This window comes from Allobosea sp., from assembly GCF_035999205.1.
Lineage (GTDB): Bacteria > Pseudomonadota > Alphaproteobacteria > Rhizobiales > Beijerinckiaceae > Allobosea.
Genome location: NZ_DASYHA010000025.1, coordinates 1,071,336 through 1,089,860 on the forward strand (window position 1 = coordinate 1,071,336; position 18,525 = coordinate 1,089,860).

At 65.8% G+C, this 18,525-nt stretch carries 18 protein-coding genes; 1 reads left to right on the forward strand and 17 read right to left on the reverse strand.

Annotation, left to right across the window (positions count from 1 at the left end):
- Positions 1-2: 2 nt before the first annotated feature.
- The 16 genes from VGN82_RS20470 to VGN82_RS20545 all read right to left on the reverse strand — a co-directional run bounded on the left by VGN82_RS20470 (position 3) and on the right by VGN82_RS20545 (position 17,344).
- Positions 3-1,439, reverse strand: coding sequence for an amidohydrolase family protein (locus VGN82_RS20470; protein ID WP_327528885.1), 1,437 nt, complete (start codon positions 1,437-1,439; stop codon positions 3-5).
- A gap of 172 nt (positions 1,440-1,611) precedes the next feature.
- Entirely contained in the window at positions 1,612-3,201 is a 1,590-nt protein-coding gene (locus VGN82_RS20475; protein WP_327528886.1) for an ABC transporter substrate-binding protein, read from the reverse strand.
- 47 nt (positions 3,202-3,248) lie between these two features.
- On the reverse strand, positions 3,249-4,136 hold the full coding sequence (locus VGN82_RS20480; protein ID WP_327528887.1) for an ABC transporter permease: 888 nt from the start codon (positions 4,134-4,136) through the stop codon (positions 3,249-3,251).
- Complete coding sequence (locus tag VGN82_RS20485) at positions 4,129-5,073, reverse strand: ABC transporter permease (protein ID WP_327528888.1); 945 nt, start codon at positions 5,071-5,073, stop codon at positions 4,129-4,131. Before VGN82_RS20485 ends, VGN82_RS20480 begins: the two co-directional genes overlap by 8 nt.
- Before the next feature lie 187 nt (positions 5,074-5,260).
- Entirely contained in the window at positions 5,261-6,886 is a 1,626-nt protein-coding gene (locus VGN82_RS20490) for an amidohydrolase (RefSeq protein WP_327528889.1), read from the reverse strand.
- Between the two features lie 149 nt (positions 6,887-7,035).
- Complete coding sequence (locus VGN82_RS20495) at positions 7,036-7,230, reverse strand: hypothetical protein (protein WP_327528890.1); 195 nt, start codon at positions 7,228-7,230, stop codon at positions 7,036-7,038.
- 40 nt (positions 7,231-7,270) lie between these two features.
- Positions 7,271-7,792, reverse strand: a complete 522-nt coding sequence (locus tag VGN82_RS20500) for a DUF934 domain-containing protein (protein ID WP_327528891.1) — start codon at positions 7,790-7,792, stop codon at positions 7,271-7,273.
- Positions 7,779-9,449: a nitrite/sulfite reductase gene (locus VGN82_RS20505; protein ID WP_327528892.1), complete on the reverse strand. Its 1,671-nt coding sequence runs from the start codon at positions 9,447-9,449 to the stop codon at positions 7,779-7,781. Before VGN82_RS20505 ends, VGN82_RS20500 begins: the two co-directional genes overlap by 14 nt.
- A gap of 3 nt (positions 9,450-9,452) precedes the next feature.
- Entirely contained in the window at positions 9,453-9,809 is a 357-nt protein-coding gene (locus VGN82_RS20510; RefSeq protein WP_327528893.1) for a DUF2849 domain-containing protein, read from the reverse strand.
- 258 nt (positions 9,810-10,067) lie between these two features.
- Positions 10,068-11,114, reverse strand: coding sequence for a sulfate/molybdate ABC transporter ATP-binding protein (locus VGN82_RS20515; protein ID WP_327528894.1), 1,047 nt, complete (start codon positions 11,112-11,114; stop codon positions 10,068-10,070).
- A gap of 14 nt (positions 11,115-11,128) precedes the next feature.
- On the reverse strand, positions 11,129-12,034 hold the full coding sequence (gene cysW / locus VGN82_RS20520; protein ID WP_327528895.1) for a sulfate ABC transporter permease subunit CysW: 906 nt from the start codon (positions 12,032-12,034) through the stop codon (positions 11,129-11,131).
- Positions 12,027-12,878: a sulfate ABC transporter permease subunit CysT gene (cysT, locus tag VGN82_RS20525; protein WP_327528896.1), complete on the reverse strand. Its 852-nt coding sequence runs from the start codon at positions 12,876-12,878 to the stop codon at positions 12,027-12,029. The genes cysW and cysT overlap by 8 nt, the downstream gene beginning before the upstream one ends.
- A gap of 3 nt (positions 12,879-12,881) precedes the next feature.
- Positions 12,882-13,919, reverse strand: a complete 1,038-nt coding sequence (locus VGN82_RS20530) for a sulfate ABC transporter substrate-binding protein (RefSeq protein ID WP_327528897.1) — start codon at positions 13,917-13,919, stop codon at positions 12,882-12,884.
- 214 nt (positions 13,920-14,133) lie between these two features.
- Positions 14,134-15,789, reverse strand: a complete 1,656-nt coding sequence (gene cysN / locus VGN82_RS20535; RefSeq protein WP_327528898.1) for a sulfate adenylyltransferase subunit CysN — start codon at positions 15,787-15,789, stop codon at positions 14,134-14,136.
- Entirely contained in the window at positions 15,789-16,691 is a 903-nt protein-coding gene (gene cysD / locus VGN82_RS20540) for a sulfate adenylyltransferase subunit CysD (protein ID WP_327528899.1), read from the reverse strand. Before cysD ends, cysN begins: the two co-directional genes overlap by 1 nt.
- The gene (locus tag VGN82_RS20545) at positions 16,688-17,344 is read right to left on the reverse strand and encodes a phosphoadenylyl-sulfate reductase (RefSeq protein ID WP_327528900.1); all 657 of its coding nucleotides are present in this window, start codon (positions 17,342-17,344) and stop codon (positions 16,688-16,690) included. Before VGN82_RS20545 ends, cysD begins: the two co-directional genes overlap by 4 nt.
- Here VGN82_RS20545 and VGN82_RS20550 point away from each other — a divergent pair.
- The gene (locus VGN82_RS20550) at positions 17,337-17,555 is read left to right on the forward strand and encodes a hypothetical protein (protein WP_327528901.1); all 219 of its coding nucleotides are present in this window, start codon (positions 17,337-17,339) and stop codon (positions 17,553-17,555) included. The genes VGN82_RS20545 and VGN82_RS20550 overlap by 8 nt on opposite strands.
- Before the next feature lie 436 nt (positions 17,556-17,991).
- On the opposite strand, the gene VGN82_RS20555 is transcribed toward VGN82_RS20550, so the two are convergent.
- Positions 17,992-18,489 (reverse strand): hypothetical protein, encoded by a 498-nt coding sequence (locus VGN82_RS20555; RefSeq protein WP_327528902.1) that lies wholly within the window; start codon positions 18,487-18,489, stop codon positions 17,992-17,994.
- Between the last annotated feature and the right edge of the window lie 36 nt (positions 18,490-18,525).

The following is an 18,525-nucleotide window of genomic DNA, read 5'->3' on the forward strand; positions in this document are numbered from 1 at the left end:
CCTCAGTTCTTTGTCGGGAAGGTCAGCGGCGAAATCTCGAGATGGTCGCGCCTGGCCCAGTCGAGCCCCTGCACCTTTGGCTCAGCGCGGCGCTGAGCCTCCTCCAGCTCGGCGGCGGCGGCGGCATAATCCATGGTCAGGACCTTGCCGTTCTCGACCACGGTCACGCCATCGACGATGACCGTGGTCACAGCACGCTCGCCAGCGGCATAGATCAGGCTGCGGACGGGATCGCGCAGCGGGCGCATCATCGGATGCGTCACGTCGACCAGCACGATGTCGGCCTTGGCGCCCTTGGCGAGGCGACCGATATCGTCCCGGCCGAGCGCCTTGGCGCTGCCGAGCGTCGCGGCATTGAAGGCATCGGAGGTACGCAGGTCATAGACGTCCTCGGCCATCATGCGCGAGCCGATGCAGACGGCGCGCAGCTCCTCCAGCATGTGGTGGGGGTAGGTGTCCGTGCCGATGCCGACATTGATGCCGGCGGCGACATACTGCCCGAAGCTCTGCATCGCGATGCCACGGCGCTGGAACACGATCGGGCAATGGGCGACATGCGTCCCGGTCTCGACGAGGGCGCCCATATCGTCCGTCGCCGGCCATTTCACCGAGGAATGGTGATCGAGGAAGATGCCGTGGCCGATGATCGAGAAGGGCCCGAGCACATCGAGCGATTCCAGCCATTCGACCGGCGTCATGCCGTGGCGCCGGGTGATCTCGTGGAACTCGACGACGCTCTGGGCGGCATGGATCTGGAAGGGCAGCTTCCGCTTTTCGGCTTCGGCATAGCTCGCCTGGATGAGTTCCGGCGTGCAGGTGTCGATCTGCGAGGGCGAGACCATCCCCGAGAGACGGCCTGAATCATCGGCCCCGACCTGATCGAGCAGCTTCATGGCCGAAGCCATCGCAGCCTCGCCGGCCTTCTCGTCCCATTCGTATTTCGCCAGGTGGCCGTTGTCGGTGTACCAGCGTGCCGAGCGGTACATCGGCGAGAACACGGCGCGCAGGCCGGACGCCTTGAAGGTGTCGAACCAGCCATCCCAGGCCACGGACATGTCGACCAGCGTGGTCACGCCCGACATCAACAGCTCGGAGTAGGTCACCTGCGCGCAGGGTTTGATCCCCTGCGCGTCGCAGCGGAACAGCGGCATGAACTCGTACAGCGCCGTGCCGTACATCTTGGCGCTGCCGAGCTCGTCGTTCCAGCCCTTGCACATCGCCTCGGAGGACGGGTGGGAGTGGATGTTAACGAGGCCCGGCATGACCATCTTGCCGCGCCCGTCGATTGTGACGTCGGCCTTGCCCTTGTAGTCCCCGCCGACATGGATGATCCGGTCGCCATCATAGGCGACATCCCCGTCGCGCAGATAGACATGGCCCTTGGCCTTGGCGTCGTAGGCGACGATCCAGCTCGCGTTGCGGATGAGGGTGATCGGCATGAGAGGCTCCCGGCATCTTTTGCTTGTCAGCGGCCTCAGCCGCATGAGGCTCCGTCATCCCGGACGCAGCGAAGCGGAGATCCGGGATCCATCGTAGAGCGCAGAGCCCTTCGATGGATCCCGGGTCGACCTGCGGTCGCTCGGGATGACGCGGTGTTTCCGCGATTAGGCGTCAGCGCACGAACTTCAGGTCCAGGCCCTTGTAGAGCCCGCAACCATAGATGTTGTGGGCCTTGAAGGGGGCCAGGCGGGACGAAGCCGCGATCTTCATCGGCTCGTGGTAGAGCGGCAGCCAGACCGCCTCCTCGTGGACCTTCTTCAGCACCTCGCCATAGGCGGCGGCGCGGTCGGCATCGTTCAGCGCGGTGATGCCCTTGTTCAGCAGGTCGTCCGTCTGCGCGTCCTTCCAGTTCATCCGGTTCGGCGTCGGCGCATTGGCCGAGGGGAAGTAGAGGTTCAGCGCGTCTCCCGCCGAGATGTATGGGAAGCTCATCCCGAACATGTCGAACTCCTGCGTCGCCATCTTGCCCCAGGCGATTGTGGCATCGAAGAGCTGGATCCTGAGGTCGACGCCGACCTTGCGCAGATCGCCCTGGATCGCTTCCATCAGCTTCTGCCAGGTCGAGCCGGTGAAGCCGTAGACGACCGGCGAGAGCTTCTTGCCGTCCTTGGTCCGAAAGCCGTCGGCGCCCTTCACCCAGCCGGCGGCGTCGAGGATCTTGTTGGCCTCGGCGACGTTCGTCTTGATCGGGTTGACCGCCTTGTTCCAGTCCAGCGCCTCGGTCGAGATGTAGCTGTAGGCCGGCTCGACCTCGCCGAAATAGAGATTGTCGGCGATCGCCTTTTGGTCGACGGCCATCACCATCGCCCGACGAACCGCGGTGTCGTTGACGCCTTCCTTGTCGATCTTGAAGCCGACGAAATAGGTCCAGAACGCCTCCTTGGAATCGACCAGCTTGAGGTTCCGATTGGCGCGGATCTGCGACAGTCCCGAATAGGGCACATATTGCGTGACCTGGCTTTGCCCGGTCATCACGGCCGCAAGGCGCGTATTCTCCTCCGGCACGATACGCCAGACGATCTCCTCGATCTGGGCCGCGCCCTTGTTCTCGTAGATCGGCGGGCCCCACTTGTAGGCGGCGTGCTTCTTCAGGCGGAATTCGTTGCGCGGCTTCCAGTCTCCCCAGCAATAGGGGCCGGTCCCATTGAAGCCCTTGACGCCGAAATCAGCACCCAAGGCCTCGACATTGGCCTTGTCCATGATGACGGCGAAGCTCTGAGTGAGCTGGTAGAGCAGTTCCGAGAATGGCGCCGTCAGCTTGTACTCGACGGTGTAATCGTCGGTGGCGACGATGTCGTCGACCTTGCCCGCGCGCCAGCGCACAGGCGAGCGCGTGGCGGGATCGATCCAGCGCTTCATCGAATAGACGACGTCCTGCGCCGTCAGCTTCTTGCCGTCGCAGAAGGATACATCGTTGCGCAGCTTGAAGGTGTAGGTCTTGCCGTCCGGCGACATCGTCCAGGAAGAGGCGATGCCGGGCTTGATCGTCGACATGTCGTGATCGAGCGAGACCAGCGTATCGGCCATCATGAAGATGACCTCGGAGGCGGCGCGCGCCGTCGAGCGGTGCGGGTCGTAGCGGTCGCTGTCGACCTCGCGCACGATGGTCAGGCTGTTGTTGGCGCCCTGCGCCGAGGCCGGCCCGGCAAATGCCGCCAGGCCCAACAGGGCGCCGGCGGCGATGGATGTCAGATGCTTCACGATCGTTCTCCCCTTTTTGTCTTGAAACGAGCGGTCGAGCCTTTGCCTCACTGGTTCCGCATGCGCGGATCAAGCAGGTCGCGCAGGGCATCGCCCAACAGATTGACGCAGAGCACGATGGCGATGATCACCAGGCTCGGCAGCAGCGAGATATGCGGCGCGAAGAACAGGGCATCGCGGCCGAGCGAAGCCATCATCCCGAGCTCCGCCTCGGGCGGGCGCACGCCAAGCCCGAGGAACGACAAGGCCGCACCGATCAGGATGATCTGGCCGAAGCGCAGCGTCATGAAGACGAAAACCGGCGAAAGGCAGTTCAGCGCGAGATAACGCCAGATCAGGATGCGATCGGGCAGGCCCATGGCACGGCCTGCCTCCATGTAATCCTGGCCCATGATGACGATGGCGGCGCTGCGCGTGATGCGCGCCACATCGGGGATCGTCGCGATCGAGAGCGCGATCACGATGGCGGTCAGGCCCGGCCCGACGACGGCGGCGAGAGCAAGCCCGAGCAGGATCGCCGGGAAGGAGAGCAGGATGTCGGCGGCGCGCATGATGAAGGGATCGAGCCGGCGGTAATAGACCCCGAGCAAGGCCACGAGCGCCCCGATGCCGCCGCCCAGCACGATCGAGGCCAGGCCCATCACCAGGGTCAGTCGCGTGCCGTAGAGCAGGCGCGAGAGCATGTCCCGGCCCTGCCCGTCCGTGCCGAGCCAGTATTGCGGCAGGGAGCCTTCGCTCCAGCGCGGCGGGATGAAGGGCCGCCGCGTTGTCTCATAGGGGTCGAAGGGCGCGATCCAGGGTGCGAGCAGCGCTGCACCCACGATGATGAGCAGGATCAAGGCCGCCAGCAGGGCGAGCTTGTCCTTGACGATACGCCGGCCGAAGGCGGCGAGAGGCCGGCTCGGAGCCGGCGTGGAGGCGGCAATGTCAGCCATGCTTTTCCACCCGCGGATCGAGCACGGCATAGAGCATGTCGACGATCAGGTTGATCACCAGGAAGGCCAGCGCCAGCACGAGGATCGCGCCCTGCGCCAGTGGGAAGTCGCTCGCCAGGATGGCGCCGACGGCAAGCCGGCCGACGCCGGGCCAGGAATAGATCGTCTCGGTGACGACGGCACCGCCGAGCAGGTAGCCGGCCTGGAGGCCGATGAGAGTCACGACCGGGATCAGCGCGTTGCGCAGCACGTGGCGCAGCACCACGGCGCGCTCCGACAGGCCCTTGGCGCGGGCGGTGCGGACATGGTCGGCGCTCAGAACCTCAAGCGCCGCCGTGCGGGTCATTCGCGCGATCGGGCCGATGAAGATCAGGCCGAGCGTCAATGCCGGCAGGGCAATGGCGGCAAGCCCGTCGAGGCTCCAGAGCGGTCCGCCGCGCCCGATGAAAGGCAGCAAGCCCCAGTGGTAGCCGATATATTGCATCAGGATCAGCCCGATGAAGAAGACCGGGGTAGAGACGCCGGCGACCGAGATCGCGATCACGATCCGGTCGAGCAGGCGGCCGCGATAGACCGCGGCCAGCGTGCCGAGTGCGATGCCGAGCGGCACGGCCCAGACCAGGCAGGCGAACATCAGCTCGGCGGTAGGGCCGATAGCCTCGCCGAGTTCGGCGATGACGCTGGTGTTGGAGATCAGCGAGACCCCGAGATCCCCCTGTAGAACGCGTCCGAGATAGATGCCGAACTGCACGAAGACCGGCCGGTCGAGGCCGAGATCCTGCCGGATCTGGGCGACGAGTTCGGGCGACGCGGTCGGGCCGGCGACGATGGCGGCCGGATCGGCGGGGACCAGTTGCAGCAGCAGGAAGCCGAAAAGCAGCACGCCGAGCAGCACCGGCACCGACATCGCAAGGCGTTGGGCGACGTGATTCAGCATGGAAGGATGATGCCCGGATTTCTGCGGAAACGCGCCGTCATTCCGGACGCAGCGCAGCGTAGCTCAGCGATCCATCGCAACGCGCCGGACCCCTTCGATGGATCCTGCAGCTGCGCCGCCGACGCGGCTTGTCCGGGTTGACCGTGTGGCTTCCTGCCAAGCTCGACCAATGCCGCCTTCAAAGCCATCAACCTTCCGCCTCGAACACGATCTTGCCGTCGATGATCGTCATGTCGCAGCGGGTCTCGTGCAAGAGTTGTTCCGGCGTAGCCTTCGAGAGATCGCACGAGAAGACGGCGAGATCGGCCGCCATGCCCGGCAGGAGGCGGCCGCGCGTATCCTCGCAACGATTCACATAGGCGCCGAAATCGGTGTAGGCGGCGATGACCTCGTCGATCGTCATGGTCTGGCCGGGCGAGACCACCGTGCCTCGCGAAGTCTTGCGGGTCAGCATGGTGTAGATGTTCGGCCAGATGTTCACGTCGCAGACTGGCGCGTCGGAGGATGCCGCGGGCTTGAGCCCGGCCGCGATCCAGTCGCGCATCGGGTAGCAGGCCTCGACGCGGGACTGCTCCAGTACCGAGAGATAGAGATCGCCGAAATCATAGATGAAGACAGGCTGCGGCACGGGCTCGATGCCGAGCCGGACCATGCGGGCGATCTGGTCGGGCGAATTGAAGCCGCAGTGCTCGATGCGGTGGCGGCGGTCCGGATCGGGATGATCGTTCAGCCCGTTCTCCATCGCGTTCAGCGTCTGCTCGATCGCGGCGTCGCCGATGGCATGGACCGCAAGCTGGTAGCCCTTGGCGTGATAGTCGCGGGTCAGCGCATCCATCTCATCGTCGGTCAGGCAGAAGATGCCCTTCGTCTCGGGTTCACCGAGATAAGGCAGGCTCATCGCCGCGGTCTTGCCGCCGGCCGAGCCGTCGGTGAAGATCTTGACTGGGCCGACGCTGAGCCAGTCGTCACCGGCTCCCGTGACCAGACCGTCCGCGTAGCACTGTTCGACGATGCCGTTGTGCCCGCCGAGCAGGCACATATTGGTGCGGACCGGCAGGCGGCCCGTGCGCTGCGCAGTGCGGTAGGCCGCGACTTCGCGATATTGCGAGCGCATGCCGACGGCCGCATCCATCACGCTGGTGATGCCGAAGGAGTTGCAATAGCGCCCTGCCCGCTCGATCGCCGCGACGAGCTCCTCGTCGGTCGGATCCGGGATGACCTTCTTAACGGCATCGCGGCCGTTCTCGGCCATCAATCCGGTCAGCGAACCGTTGACCTGCTCGATTGCGCCGCCCGCCGGCACCGGCGTGGATTCGGTCACGCCCGCCAGCTTCAGCGCCAGCGAATTGGCGACCGAGAGATGGCCGCAGGCGCGCACAATGTAGACCGGGTTGTTCGGCGCCGCCCTGTCGAGTTCCGTGCGATGTGGATGGCGCTTCACATCGAGCTCGAAATGATCGTACCCGCGCGCCAGGATCCACTCGCCGGGCGTCGCCTGCGCGGCGGCCTTCGCGATCATGTCGAGCAGGCCGTCCAGCGTGCGCACGAAGCGCGGCCGGATGTCGAGCTCCTTCATGGCGAGGCCAAGCGGCAGCAGATGCAGATGTGCCTCGTAGAGGCCGGGCGTCACCATGCGGCCGGCGAGATCGACGACCTTCGTATCCGGGCCGATCAGCGGCTCCATGTCGGCAGGCGTGCCGGTCGCCAATACCTTCCCGGCCCAGAGCGCGACCGCAGTCGCGTAACCCTCCTTCAGCCCCAAATAGACTGGACCATTCCGAAGAATGAGATCGGCTTTAGGCAAGGTCGGCATAGAATTAGTTCCTCCGAGAACCAATTCATTGCACCATTAAATTCTCCGGGCAATCCGCCGCAGCGCAACAAACCCGGCGTGGTCCACAGGGCCGCGCCGGCATCAAGTTTCGAGCCTTGGAAGACCGGCGCGGGGGCGCCGCGCGCTGGTCAGCGCAGCGTCACCTGGGGCGCTGCGGGCCGTGCCTCATTGGCCGGCTGCGGCAGAAGCAGCCAGCCGCCGAGCAGCGCCGCAACGACCAGCCCGAAGCCAAGATCGAGCCAGCGCTCATAGGGCTTGCGCGGCAGGAACTCCGCGATCTGGCTCGGCGCGGTATCCTCGTCCCAAGCTGTCGCTCTAGCCATATCCGCCGCCTCCTTATCGTCGCCGCCTTGACTCATCGGTTCAGCTGAGCGCGCCAACCGACGCGAGCCGGGCAAGGCGGCGGCGGTCGAGGATATTGCCCTCGCGGCGGTAGCCACGCTGGTAGGTCTGGCTCAGTCGGCCGATCGCCTGCTGCCATTGCTGGACGCTCTGGCGATCGGCGCTGGCCTCGGGCAGCTCGATCTGGTCGAAGCCGCAGGCCAGCGCATAGTCGAACTGATCCGGGATCAGCGGCCCTGACGCCCGCAGCGTGCCATCAAAGCCCGCGCGGCGGATGGCCTTCGCCAGGCTGAAGCCCCGGCCATCGGCAAAGGCCGGGAAGGCAATGGCGACAAGCGACAGCCTCGACAGGTAAGGCTCCAGTTCCGACACCGAGAGTGCGTTGGGGATCAGCACCCCGACCTCCTGGCCGGGGGTTACCTGGGTCAGCGCCTCCGGCAGCACCTCGAATGCCACCAGCGCCTTCGGCACATTGCCGATCGCGGCGCCTTCGGTGCGCGTCCAGCCGTTCGTGACGGCGCCCTTTCGATCAAGCAGCAGCATCGGCCAGCTCCCTGAAGGCAGCCTTGAACGGCACAAGCCCGACGCGCTTGACCGTATCGATGAAGCGCTCGCCTGCGTCGCGCTCGCTCTCATAGACCGACACGATCCGCTCGATCGCATCCGGTACGGCCTCGGCGGGGAGGCCTGGCCCAAGAATCTCGCCGATCGCGGCGTTCTCGGTCGCGTCGCCCCCGAGCGTGATCTGGTAGGATTCGATGCCGCGCTTCTCCAGGCCGAGGATGCCGATATGGCCGACATGGTGATGGCCGCAGGCATTGATGCAGCCGGAGATCTTGATGTTGAGCTCGCCGATCGCCGCCTGCCGCTGCGCATCGGCAAAGCGCTGGGAGATCGCCTGCGCGATCGGGATCGAGCGGGCGGTGGCGAGCGCGCAGTAATCCAGGCCCGGGCAAGCGATGATATCGGTGATCAGGCCGAGATTGGCTGTGGCGAGCCCCACCGGAACCAGCGCCTGCCAGATCGCGAAGAGGTCGTCTTGGCGGACATGCGGCAAGACGAGGTTCTGCGCATGGGTCACGCGAAGCTCGTCGAACGAAAAGCGCTCGGCGAGGTCGGCAACGAGGCGCATCTGCTCGGAGGTCGCGTCGCCGGGTGCCAGGCCGACCGGCTTCAGTGAGATCGTAACGGCGGTGTAGCCGGGCACACGATGCGGCGTGAGATTGGTGTCGACCCAGCGCGCGAACTCGGGATTCGCCGCCTTCGCTGCGGCCAACGCCGCGCTGTCCTGCGGGAGCGTCTCATAGGCGGGCGGCGTGAAATAGCTGGCGATGCGCGCGAGCTCTTCCGGATCGGCATTGACCGAGGGGCCGTCGAGCAGGGCGAACTCTGCCTCGACGCGGCGGCGGAACTCCTCCGTGCCGATCTCGTGGACGAGGATCTTGACCCGCGCCTTGTACTTGTTGTCGCGCCGGCCTTCGAGATTGTAGACGCGCATAACCGCCTCGAGATAGGCGAGCAGATCGGCCCTGGGCAGGAAATCGCGTACCGCCTTGCCGATCATCGGCGTACGCCCAAGCCCGCCACCGACGCTGATCTCGTAGCCGACCTCGCCGCTCTCGGTGTGCCTGACGATGCGGATGCCGATGTCGTGCGCCTTGATCACGGCGCGGTCATGCTGCGCGCCGGTGATGGCGATCTTGAACTTGCGCGGCAGGTAGCTGAATTCGGGATGGGCGGTCGACCATTGCCGGATCAGCTCGCAGACCGGGCGCGGATCCTCGATCTCGTCCTGCGCGACCCCGGCGAAGTGATCGGCCGTGACATTGCGGATGCAGTTTCCCGAGGTCTGGATGCAGTGCATCTCGACATCGGCGAGCAGCTCAAGGATTGCCGGGACGTCGCGGAGCTTCGGCCAGTTGAACTGCAGGTTCTGGCGCGTCGTGAAATGGCCGTAGCCGCGGTCGTAGCGCTCGCCGATCAGCGCCAGTTGGCGAAGCTGCCGCGATGACAGCGTGCCGTAGGGCACGGCGATGCGCAGCATATAGGCGTGCAGCTGCAGGTAGACGCCGTTCTTCAGGCGCAGCGGCTTGAACTCGTCCTCGGTCAGGGAGCCGTCCAGCCGCCGGGCGACCTGATCGCGGAACTGCGCGACCCGCTCGCGCACGAAGCGCTCGTCGAACTCGTCATAACGATACATTGCTCACGCGCTCCGGCCGGTGGCGATGCCTTCGCCGGCCTGCTTGCCCAGATCGGGGCGGTTGCTCGGGCCGAGCGTCTTGAAGCGCTCGCGGAAATGCCGCGGCACCGGGCCGGCGGCGGTCAGGTCGACATCGACGAGGTAGGCATCGACGACCTGGTGGGTCGCCAAGGCGGTTGCCGCGAAGCCTTCGAGGCGCTCTGCCGCGGCGTCATCCGTCGCGACGATGGCGAGGCCCGGATCACGCGTCCAGCCAAGACGGCCATCGGCACCGGCGATGGCGAAGACGACATCACCGTCGAGCAGATCATTGGCGAGCAGGATCGCCGGCAGCGGCGGGCGCTTGACCAGAACGGCCATCACAGGCGCTCCAGGCGGCGCGCGACGGCCGCCGCCTCGCGAGTCAGGCGCCGTCTGCCGATGACATCAAGCATAGCCAAGCCGCCGTCCTCCCGTTCTCTATTCCGAACGGAATCTAGGCGAAGGGCCTTCGCGGATCAATTCACATCAAATGGATGTTTTTTCCAAATTTCCCATTTCTGGGAGTGAAATAAACCCCGCCCTGCGCCTGTGCTTTGCAGAGGCGGAAAGAATTTCTCACCCGAGGCGTGCGGCGGCTCAGGCCGTCGCGAAGGCCGTGGCATGGGTGATCTTGACCCGGACGCGTTCGCCGAGCGCAGGGGCGACCTGGCTGGTCAAGTCGAGGTCGAGCCGCTTGGTCAGGCCGGAGACCGCGATTTCCGCGCGCCGCAGCGCGCCGGTCCGGCGGACCTGCTCAACCACGCCAGGGATGGAGAGCGGCGCTTCGTCGACGATCTTGAGGTGGTGCGGCCGGACATAAAGCGCGGCCGGCCCGCCCTGGTTCTGCGTCAGCCCGCCCAGCACCGGCCTGTCGTCGAGGAAGGCCTGGCTGCCGACGATCCTGACCGGCAAGCGGTTGGCCTCGCCGAGGAACTCGCAAACGAAAGGCGTCGCAGGGTGGTCATAGACGTCATCGGGCGTACCGACCTGTTCGAGGCGCCCCTCATGCAGGATCGCGACCCGGTCGGCGAGTTCGAGCGCCTCCTCCTGGTCATGGGTCACGAAGACCGTGGTGTGCCCGGTCCGGCTGTGCAGGTCACGCAGCCAGGCACGCAGATCCTTGCGGATCTTGGCGTCGAGCGCGCCGAAAGGCTCGTCGAGCAGCAGCACCTGGGGCTCGATGGCAAGCGCCCTCGCCAGGGCGACGCGCTGACGCTGCCCGCCCGAGAGCTGGCTCGGATAGCGCTTTTCCAGGCCGGGAAGCTGGACGAGTTCGAGCAAGGTCTGGACGCGGCGCTTGATCTCGGCCGAGTCCGGCCGTTGCGCGCGGGGACGCGAGCGCAGCCCGAAGGCGATGTTCTCGGCCACCGTCATCGTCTTGAACAGCGCATAGTGCTGGAAGACGAAGCCGATGCGCCGGTCGCGCAGCGACAAATCACGGGTATCGACATCGCCGAAGAGGACGCGACCGGCTTCCGCCTGTTCGAGGCCGGCGATCAGCCGCAGCAGCGTGGTCTTGCCGGAGCCCGAGGGGCCGAGCAGTGCGACGAGTTCACCGGGCTGGATGTCGAGCGAGACGTTCCGGAGCGCATGGAAGCCCAGGAAGCGCTTCTCGATGGTTTCGATCGTGACAGCGACGGACATGAGCGTTCCCGCAATCAGTGGTGGCGCGCGGCGGCGATCGCGTCGCCATAGCGCCATTCCAGAAGGGTCTTGAGAGCAAGCGTCACGAGCGCGAGTCCCGCCAGCAGCGAGGCGACCGCGAAGGCCGCGGCGCTCATGTATTCGTTGTACAGAATCTCGATATGGAGCGGCATGGTATTGGTCAGGCCGCGGATCTTGCCGGACACGACCGCCACCGCACCGAACTCGCCCATTGCGCGGGCGTTGCAGAGCAGCACGCCATAGAACAGGCTCCATTTCACATTGGGCAGCGTGATCGAAAAGAAGACGCGCCAGGGCGAGGCGCCGAGCGTCAGCGCCGCTTCCTCGTCGGTCGAGCCGAGCACCTGCATGTGCGGAATGAGTTCACGCGCCACGAAGGGGAAGGTTACGAAGACGGTGGCCAGAACGAGACCAGGCAGCGCGAAGATGATCTCGATGCCGTTGGCCTTCAGGAACGGCCCGAAATAGCCCTGCGCGCCGAAGAGCAGCACATAGACCAAGCCCGAAATCACCGGCGAGACCGAAAAAGGCAGGTCGATCAGGCTTATCAGAAGGCTCTTCCCGCGGAACTCGAACTTGGCGATGGCCCAGGCGGCGGCGATGCCGACCACGACGTTGAGCGGCACGGCAATCGCGGCGACGAGCAATGTCAGGCGGATAGCGGCGAGCGCATCCGGCTCGGTGATGGCCTCGCGATAGGCGGCCCAGCCGCGCGCGCCGGCCTCGACGAAGACCGTGACCAGCGGCAGCAGCAGGAACAGCAGCAGGAAGGCGAGCGAGATCGCTATCAGCAGGAGCTGCACGGCCGGGCTCTCGCCACTGACACGGCTGTCCGCGCGCGGCTTTGTCGCGAGGGCAGGCAGATCGGCTTCGCGCTGAGGCAGGGTCGCGTCAGACATCGCCGAGCCTCCGTCTGGCACGCGCCTGGATCAGATTGACCACCAGGATCAGCGCGAAGGACACGAGCAGCATCAAGGTCGCGATGACGGCGGCGCCCGCATAGTCGAACTGCTCGAGCTTGATCACGATCAGCAGCGGTGCGATTTCCGAGACCATCGGCACATTGCCCGCGATAAAGATGACCGAGCCGTATTCACCGACGGCGCGCGCGAAGGCGAGGACGAAGCCGCTCAGCAACGCCGGCAGCACGGGCGGCAGCACGACCCGGAAGATCGTCCGCAGGCGGCTGGCGCCGAGAAGCGCCGCAGCCTCCTCGATGTCCCCTTGGGTTTCCTCCAGGACCGGCTGAACCATCCGCACGACGAAGGGCAGGCCGATGAAGATCAGCGCCACCATGACACCGAGCGGCGTATAGGCGACCTTGATGTCGAGCGGCGCGAGCAGGCTGCCGACCCAGCCATTGGGGGCGTAGATCGCCGCCAGCGCAATGCCGGCGACCGCCGTCGGAAGAGCAAAGGGCAGATCGACCGCGGCATCGACGAGGCGACGCCCGGGAAACTCGTAACGCACCAGCACCCAGGCGAGGATCAGGCCGAAAACGGCATTGACCGATGCGGCGATCAGCGCGCCGAAGAAGGACAGGCGCAGCGCCGCCAATGTGCGCCGCGAGGTCGCGATCGCCCAGATCTCGGCGGGGCCTGCGCTCGCAGCCTTGACGAACAAGGCCGCGAGCGGAATCAGGACGATCAGCGACAGAGCGGTGATCGTGATGCCCAGCGTCAGACCGAAACCCGGCAGGACACTCGGCTGACGCCAGCCCGATGCTGCGACGCTGGCGGCCATGGCTCAGCGCGCCGGCTTGTAGAGCTGGTCGAAGGTGCCGCCATCACCGAAATGGGTCGGCTGCGCCTTGCTCCAGCCGCCGAAGATAGCGTCGATGGTCACGAGCTCGACCTTAGGGAAATTGGCGATGTCCTTCGGATCGGCCGCCTCCGGATTGCGCGGACGGTAGAAGTTCTTGGCGATGATCGCCTGTGCCTTCGGCGAATAGAGGAAGTCGAGATAGGCCTGGGCCTCGGTCCGCGTGCCCTTGGCATCGACATTGGCATCGACCAGCGCGACCGGCGGCTCGGCCAGGATCGAGAGGCTCGGCACGACGATGTCGAACTTGTCGGCCCCAAACTCCTTCAGTGCGAGGAAGGCCTCGTTCTCCCAGGACAGGAAGACGTCGCCGATGCCGCGCTGGGTGAAGGTGGTGGTGGCGCCGCGCGCGCCGGTGTCGAGCACCGGGACATTGGCGAGCAGCTTGCCAATGTAGTCGCGGACCTTGGCCTCGTCCTTGTTGAAGGCCTTTTCGGCGTAGGCCCAGGCGGCGAGATAGTTCCAGCGGGCACCGCCGGAGGTCTTGGGGTTCGGCGTGATGATCTGAACGCCGGGCTTCACCAGATCGCCCCAGTCCTTGACCGCCTTGGGATTGCCATTGCGGACGAGGAACACGATCGTGGAAGTGTAGGGCGAAGAATTTTGCGGCAGGCGCGACTGCCAGTTCAACGGCAGCTTCTTCGAGCGCTCGGCGACGGCATCGATGTCGCCGGCAAGCGCCAGCGTCAGCACATCGGCATTCAGCCCGTCGATGACGGTCCGCGCCTGGGCGCCGGAGCCGCCATGCGACTGGCGGATCGTGGTGATCTTCCTGGCGTTCTTGGCGTTCCACTCCGCGATGAAGGCGGCGTTGATCTCGCGGTAGAGCTCGCGCGTCGGATCATAGGAAACGTTCAGGAGCTCGGTCTGGGCGCGAGCGCCGGCAACGACACCGAAGCACAATGAGAAGGCTCCGAGAACGAGGCCGGCTTGAACCAGGCGGCGAAATGCGGGGCGGGGCATCGTGCTCTCCGTTGTTGCCAACAGCCTGACCGACTGATCAGGCGTTCTTTTTACAGAACGAAGCGTATGCTGGACCAGATCGACCGACAACTGTTTGAGGCAGCACTGTGTTTCAAAGTTGGCCGGTTCCGGAGAACAGGCTGCTGAAGCTCACCCTCCTTGCAGAAGGCTGATTTTCCTCGCCTGAAACCTGCCGTCTTCCCCCTTCTCGTCTTCAGATCCCGTCGCCTAGAACATTTTCCGGCGCCGGTTGGTTCCGGCTCTGATGTCGGCGCCAGAGGGCATGCGCGGATGCCCACCCCGCTCCGAGCAGGAACGGCCGCAGCAGGAGATCAGCCACCGTCAAAGGCAACGCTATCGCGAGGCTGCCCGTCAAGCCGTAGATGCCGCCGCCTGTCAGAAGGCTCCCGGCCATATTGCCGCAGCTCAAGCCCCAAAGCGCAGCCCGCCGCGGCGACCCGGCCGGTCCTGCCGTGCCGCGGAGCTTCACAAACAGGGCCGCAAGCCGGCTTTCCGGGAGGCGGCCTGCCCCGGCCTGCTGTGGAACGCCCTCCGCGACGAAACCGAATGCGACGGTCTCGTGGCTGATGCGGTCGATCAGGATGAAGCCGCCGAGCTCGGTGCTCTCGGCGAAAGGCAGGGCACCGATCGGCCTGTCGAGATCGATCGCCACCAGGCCGATATCGTTCATCGCCAGCGTCGCGACAGGCGCCTGGGCGAGGGTTTCGATGTCGATGCCGTGATGGAGTGTGCGGACCACCGCATGGGCATGGCTGCTGGCGAGCTTCAGGGCGTAGCTGTTGCCCAGCACGAGCGGCGCCTCGCTGGTCCAGAGCAGCCGCGCCGTCAGATTTCGCCTTACGGCCGGGCGCTGCGCGGCGGCGACGATCAGGTCGCCGCGTGAAATATCGATCTCGTCCTCGAGCGCGATCGTCAGCGCCTGGCCGGCCGAGGCGTGTCCGGCATCGCCCGCCGGCGTCAGGATGCGCGCGATCCGGCTGGTGCGGCCAGATGGCAGGACGGCGACGGCGTCACCCACCTTGAGTTGGCCGAGGGCGAGATTGCCGGAATAGCCGCGGAAACTGGAATCGGGCCGGTTGACCCATTGTACCGGCAGCACCGCGCCAGGATGGGCCACGCTCGCGGGCTCGATCGCGACCGTCTCGAGAAGGTCGAGCAGCGGAGCGCCCTGATACCAACCCATCGACGCTGAAGCGCTGGTAACGTTGTCGCCATCGCGCGCCGAGATCGGGACGAAGCTGATCTGAGCAAAGCCCAACCCGGCGACAGTGCGGCGATAGTCCGAGCAGATGCGCTCGAACACGGCCCGATCGTAGTCGACCAGATCCATCTTGTTGACGGCGACGACGATGTGTCGGACGCCGACGAGCGAGACGATGAAGGAGTGCCGCAGCGTCTGCTTGAGCAGACCGAGCCGCGCATCGATCAGGATCACGGCGAGATCGGCGGTCGAGGCGCCCGTCGCCATGTTGCGGGTGTACTGTTCATGGCCCGGCGTATCCGCGACGATGAAGGAGCGTCGCGGCGTCGAGAAATAGCGATAGGCGACGTCGATGGTGATGCCCTGCTCGCGCTCGGCCGAGAGTCCGTCCACAAGCAGCGCAAAGTCTACCTTGTCGCCCTGCGTGCCGAACTTGCGGGAGTCCCGCTGCAACGCGCCGAGTTGGTCGTCGAAGACCGCGCCGGTCTCGAACAGGATGCGACCGATCAACGTCGACTTGCCGTCGTCGACCGAGCCGCAGGTGATGAAGCGCAGGAGGGAGCGTGGCTGGAGCCCGTCGTCATTGGCCGGGCCGTCTCCTGGCAGCGTCGCCTCGCGGGCACGCTGCCGGGCATTCAGGGCACTCATCAGAAATAGCCTTCCTGCTTCTTCTGCTCCATCGAGCCGGTCCCGTCATGATCGATGATCCGGCCCTGGCGCTCGGAACTCTGCGAGGCCCGCATCTCGGCGATGATGTCGGTCAGCGTGCTGGCGTCGCTCTCGATCGCGCCGGTCAGCGGATAGCAGCCGAGCGTCCGGAAGCGGACCATGCGGGTCTCGACGACCTCTCCCGGCAGCAGCGGCAGGCGCTCGTCATCACGCATGATCCAGGCATCGCCGCGGCGCAGAACCGGGCGCGGAGCGGCGAAATACAGGGGCACGACGGGGATGCTTTCGAGCGCGATGTAGTCCCAGACGTCGCGCTCGGTCCAGTTCGACAGCGGGAAGACGCGGAAACTCTCGCCCTTACGCTTGGCCGTGTTGAACAGCGACCAGGGCTCAGGCCGCTGGTTCTTCGGATCCCAGCGGTGATCGGCGCTGCGCAGCGAGAAGACGCGCTCCTTGGCACGGGTCTTTTCCTCGTCGCGCCTCGCGCCTCCGAAGGCGGCATCGAAGCCGTATTTGTCGAGGGCCTGCTTCAACCCTTGCGTCTTCATCACATCCGTATGGATGCGCGAGCCCGACGAGATCGGGTCGATACCGGCCCTCACTCCGTCCTGGTTGATGTGAACGATCAGGTCCAGCCCCAGCCGGCGCGCCGTCGCGTCCCGGAAGGCGATCATCTCGCGGAACTTCCAGGTCGTATCGACATGCAGCAGCGGGAAAGGCGGCTTGCCTGGCGCGAACGCCTTCATCGCTAGATGCAGCAGCACAGCTGAATCCTTGCCGATCGAATAGAGCAGCACCGGATTGTCGCAGGTCGCGGCGACCTCGCGCAGGATGAAGATCGCCTCGGCTTCGAGCTTCTGGAGATGGCCGGGCGCGATCACGGCGTGGCCTCCGCAGCGCGGACGCGGACGAGCCGACCGTCGCCGCCGACATGCAGACCGCATTCCTTCGCCGCATCCTGCTCCCACCACCAGCGGCCGGCGCGCTCCGGCTCACCGGGCGCAATCGCCCGCGTGCACGGCGCGCAGCCGATCGAAACGAACCCGCGCTCGTGGAGCGGATTGAGCGGAACGTCCTGGAGGTGGGCGAAATCCAGCGCCCGCTCGCGTGACCAATCGTAGAGCGGGCTGATCTTGACCAGGCCGCGCTCGGCATCCTCCTGCATGCAGGAGGTGTCGGCGCGAGCCTGCGACTGGTCGGCCCGCAGGCCGGTGATCCAGCCGGCCGCTCCCTTCAGGGCCTGATCCAGCGGAACGAGCTTGCGCACGGCGCAGCACGCCTTCCTCGCCTCGGGCGAGGTCCTGAAGCCGTTGATGCCCTGATCTTGCACGAGGCGCTCGACATCCTCGGCGCGCGGCAGATGCGCCCGGATGGAAACACCGTAGCGCTCCTCCGTCTGCGCCCAGAGATCATAGACCTCCGGAAACAACCGCCCTGTATCCAGCGTGACGAAAGACACCCTGTCGCCGAACCCGCCGCGTGCGATCACATGCGTCAGCACCTGGTCTTCGAGACCGAAGCTGGTCGTGAACACGATTTTCCCCGGGATCGTCGCGCAAGCTTCGTGCAATCGTTGCTCGACGTCACCGGCATCGGCGCCTGCGCGGCCGCCCACCCCGGCCGAACTGGCCGGCGACGACAGCGGCGAGAACGCCGTCAAGAAGGAACGGCGTTCGGCTGCAACCGACATCGTGGAGTTCCTGACACTGAATGCGCGGCTGCAACAACCGCGGTCAGGATTTTAGCTGACAGCCGGGAGAGAGAGTTTCCGTAGTTCGCTTGGGCCGGGGGACGTTCGTTTCCAGCGCGACAGGATTGCGGAAGGAAGACTGCGTCGGGGCAACGCTTCAGTCGAAGCTCTCCACTTCGTCGGCCTCATCATCATAGAGCATCTTGCCGAGCACGACGCAGCGGTTGATCGTTGCCGTCGTGACGTCGCGTCTGCACCTCTCCCGCAACTTCGGTGTACACGAAGCCGACAGCACGCCGGGGGGAAACCGCCAAGCAGAAAGCAGCGAGGTCCGGCGTTCAGCCCATCCAGCACGTGGGGCGGCGACTCAACATGCGCCCGCCGCCGCGCGAAGCTGCGCTCATCCAGTCGGCGCAGGCCACGCCGCAAGCCGGTCTCGATGACGAAGCACGCATCGAAGGCCTGCTGGGCCTGCTCGCGCGACGGCTCGATCAAGCGGCGCGCAAGGCCTTCGCCACATCCGTCAAGGTGGCCGTCTCCGCAGCACTCACCTGGGTTCCGCCAAACCCCATGAAGCCGCCCTCGCTCGAGGCATTAGCCACCGCCTCCGCTACCTGCGACAGCCACGTCTTGAACGCGGGAGCTTCGGCCGGAGCCTTGGCATCGACGATCGCCGCGACGCGCGTCAGCATCGCCAGAATGCTCTGCTTGGCATCCGCCGGAGACTTGCCGGCGAGTTCGGCGCGAAGCGTCTCTCGTGCCTCACCGCGACCCTCGGAACCTTCCATGTCCGCAACAATCGCTTGCGCGAGCGCGCCTGCCTTACCGTCGCCCTTGGCGCCCAACAGCGCCTGGCCACTGGCCAGGCTCTCCTTGAAGATCCCCCACAGCCCGCTGGGCTCGGCAAGCGTGACCGCCATGCCGGCCATAAACGGGCTACCTAGGATCAGTTTCCATTCGTCGTCCCCAAAATTGGCCTTGATCGCCATAAGCACCTCCTGCGCTCAGCGAGTTCACCATGCAGC